At 49.3% G+C, this 3856-nt stretch carries 2 protein-coding genes; both read right to left on the bottom strand.

The genetic code is table 11. The features are described from left to right. Positions 1 to 3124 (bottom strand): methyl-accepting chemotaxis protein (locus tag RMO35_RS01765; RefSeq protein WP_309738133.1); only part of this gene is annotated, 3124 nt, incomplete at its 3' end. A gap of 108 nt (positions 3125 to 3232) precedes the next feature. Further along, positions 3233 to 3685 (bottom strand): chemotaxis protein CheW, encoded by a 453-nt coding sequence (locus RMO35_RS01760; protein ID WP_309738131.1) that lies wholly within the window; start codon positions 3683 to 3685, stop codon positions 3233 to 3235. Positions 3686 to 3856: the final 171 nt, after the last annotated feature.

The following is a 3856-nucleotide window of genomic DNA, read 5'->3' as shown; positions in this document are numbered from 1 at the left end:
CTGCCATATCGACTTTTACAGCTTGGGAGGTTTCGACCTGATCGATCGTCGCGGAGGAGATCGACTGGAGGAAGGTATCCATTTGATTGGACAGGGCGATAATCTGTTTCAAGCTGGTTTTGGTTTGTTCGACCGATTGGGTACCTTCGACTACTTGAGTGGTACTCAGTTCCATTGCTTGAGCTACCGCGCTGGTTTCTCGTTGGATGGTTTCGACGATTTTTTCGATTTCCTTGGTGGCTGCGGCGGATTGCGCGGCGAGTTCCCCGACTTCTTCGGCAACGACTGCGAAACCACGTCCTTCTTCACCCGCTCGTGCTGCCTCGATACTGGCGTTGATTGCCAAGAGGTTGGTTTGAAGGGCAATTTGGTCGATCAGTCCGGTGACTTTAGAAATCTGTTGAGAAGATTCACCCAAGCGTTTGACTTTCTTGGCAGTTTCGGAAATCGTTTCGCGCAGTTGGACGATACTTTGAACTGTCCGATCCATTGCTTGACCGCCGATTTCGGCGGTGGATGCTGCTGAGGTGGCGACATTCGCTGCTAGACGCGCATCGGTTGCTACCGATTCGATCGAGAGCGTCACTTTTTCGATTTTGGTGAGCGTCTGCTGAATTCGATCGGCTTGTTTGGTGGCGGCTTCCGTGAGCAGGCGGACTTCCGATTCGTTTTCACCAACGGAGCCGTTTACTTGACCCGCCGCTTCTTTTACCGTACTTACAATGTCTCGCAGACTTTCAATAATCGAGTTAAAGAAGTCACCGACGATCGCGATTTCCCCATCGCTAATTTCCGATCGGACGGTTAAGTCACCTTCGGATGCGCCTTCAATCTCCATCAACAGGCGGAGGAGTTCTTTTTGACGGCTTTCGTTTTCTTTCTTAGCTACTTCAGCACGTTTCTCGGATGCTTGGGCTTCGTACTGGCTCCGCTCGGTGGCTGCATAACCACCCAGACAGGAGGCGATTGGGGTCGCAAAGTCAACTAAGTACTCTGTTTCCCACTCTTCCCACTGATGAATTGCCCCGCAGTGGTGCGCCACTAACAAGCCGAGGACGTTTTGACCTTGGAGGATCGGCACGACCAGATTTGACTTGATTTGGAGTCTGGTAAATAATTGCTTGTGATCGGGATGATAATTAGTCCCCATCACATCATCGGTCGCGATCGTCCGACCTTGGCTGTATTCTGCCATCAATTCGGCTGGAATACAGGCATCTTCGATCCGCTGGTCTTGAGCCTTGACAAATCCAGGGGCGACTGCTTCCCCGACGATATGACCGCTACCACCAGGGAAAAAGCGATAAATGACTACTCGATCGGCTTTGAGCTTGGCGCGGCTTTCTTCGAGGATATAGGTAAGCGGCGTGACCATTTCTTGAGTAGTTTGAGCGCGCGAGATCGTCGATAGCAATTGTTCGCGGACGGCTTTATCTCGTTGTCTGGTGGCTTCGAGTTGACCGCGCTCGGAGATCGTAAAGCCACTGAGCGAAATCCCGATCTGTTCGGCAAATTTGGTCAGATAGATACTTTCCCACTCTTGCCAAGCATGAATTTGTTGACAATGGTGGGCGACTAATAAGCCCAAGAGGTTGCCATTTTGGACGATCGGGACGATCGCGTTAGACTTGATATTTAGTCGCGTCAATAAAGCTTTGTGATCGGGATGATAGTTGGCATCGGCGACATTATCATTGACGATGATCCGCCCCTGTGCGTAAGCCGCCAGCATTTGTTCGGGGATACAAGGATCGTTGACCTGTTCGGCGAGCGCACTACTGCCGCCAGCGCCGTAGGATTCCCCGGCAATATAGCCCCGATTGTCTGCCATAAATCGATATACCACCAATCGATCGGCTTTGAGGATTTCTCTCGCCTCAACGAGGATTTGAGACAGCGGTGAGAGCAGATCGTTAGTCGTCCGGGCGCGGGAAATTTCCGCGTACAATTCCGTCCGCCTGGTTTGCTCGGATTGTTCGAGCAATAGCCCTTGAATTTGACCCGCCATCAGGTTGATATTCGTGCCCAATTGACCGATTTCATCGCCGCTGGAGACATCCAATCTACTCTTAAAGTCACCTTGACCAATTTTTTCGACGGCTTTAGCGGCATCCGCGATCGGCTCTGTCGCCCGACTGGCAAAGAATGTCGCTAAGGCAACTGTAAATAATGAAGTCAAACCCGCTCCAGCGAGGATTGTCAGCAGTAGTCCGCTCAAAGTCGCGTTAGCTGCCTCTTCATCGATCGAGGCTACCGCTACCCACGGAAGTTGCTGCATTCCCTCCAACTTGCCAAAGGAAGCCGCACTGAGCAGTTCGGTACCACTTTTGCCCTGATGCTGCACTATTCCTTCTTGCTTGAGGGCACTAGTGATATCGGCATCTATTGATTTACCTGAATACTCACCATTGGAACTGATAAAGACAGTATTGCTACGCCGATCGAAAATATGATAATTTTGGGTCTTGGAGGCTAGATCTTTTAGTGGTACATTCAATCGATCGATCGGCGCTCTCGTCCGCATCACCCCAATAATTTGACCAGTACCCAAATCTTTAATCGGTGCGGCAAAATGTACGACGATTTGACCGCTACTTTTCGATACTTCTGGGGCGGAAATTACGGTTTTACCTGTTTTGAGAACTTCTTGAAAGTATGGACGATCGAGGTGATTGGTTAATGGCTTACCTTTACTCTGGGAAATCGGATTACCTTGGAGATCGAAGGCGGCGATACTATCATATACTTGATAGCTGTTGATATACTGGTCTAACAGTTTGAGCTTGGAGTCTGCTGATGTAAATGCTGATACTTTAGAGTCGGCAAAAACTGGTTGTGCTGCTAGAGTTTCTACGTCACCATTCCGCTCGAAGACAAACCGATTAAATTTATCGGCTATTGTTTCTGCCCGAGTTTTTAGAGATTGAACTGTCTGTTCTTTGAGGGCGTTGTTAATCTGGGAATAGCTAAGTGTCCCAATTACTGCCAACGGTGCTAGCCCCAAAATAGTGGCGATTAATGTGGCTTTAGTCTTCAGGCTCAAATTGCGCCACTTTGATGTAGTCGCTAAGTTTGCTGGACGATCGCTGGCATTAAATTGAGTTGCTTCGTTAAACTGATTCATAGTTAGATGATGTAATTAATATAATCGATCTCTACAGATCGCAAACTGGACGATCGGACTCTCGATCGCTGTAACTGGGGGGAAAATCTCGACCACGAACAGCAATTATCAACTGTGAACTGTCAATTGGTTCAACACCTGGGCATTGATAATTGCCTCGGGTTCTAGTACCAATACCAACTCTTTTGCTTGTAAAATCCAGCCGCGCAAATAAGGCGTAAATGCTGGATTAAAACTCCCGATCGGCGATTCGATTTGTTCTTGGGCAAATCGGGTCACTCCTTGAATCGATCGGACGGCAACCGCCAGCGGGACATTGGCAACATTGAGTAAGGCAATATCATAACTGTGTGCGTGGCGATCGAGTGGCTCCAAGCCAAGGATTTCCGGCAAATCTACCAGCCATAGCAAGCTACTCCGACGATTGAATAGCCCCAAAATCGGCGACGGCAAATTGGGAATTACCGAAATTCTCCCCGCAGGTAGCACGATCGCTTCCTGGGTTTGCAGCATCGGTACGACGGCAGAAGTTTGCTCGTCGAGCTTGAGCCGCAAAAACATATCACCGCTAGTTCTGCTCGATCTTTTGTTGGGTAGGGTAGTGACGCTCTTGGGGGGGAGATGGGAGTGGGGAGAGGGTGAAAGGTAAAAGGTAAAAGGTAAAAGGTAAAAGGTAAAAGGTAAAAGGTAAAAGGTAAGCCGACTCTGCCCTCTGTCTTGATTCGCTACCCT

It is taken from the genome of Chamaesiphon sp. OTE_20_metabat_361 (assembly GCF_031364565.1).
Note: the sequence above shows the minus strand (reverse complement) of the source record. Positions and strands in the feature narration are given on the sequence as shown.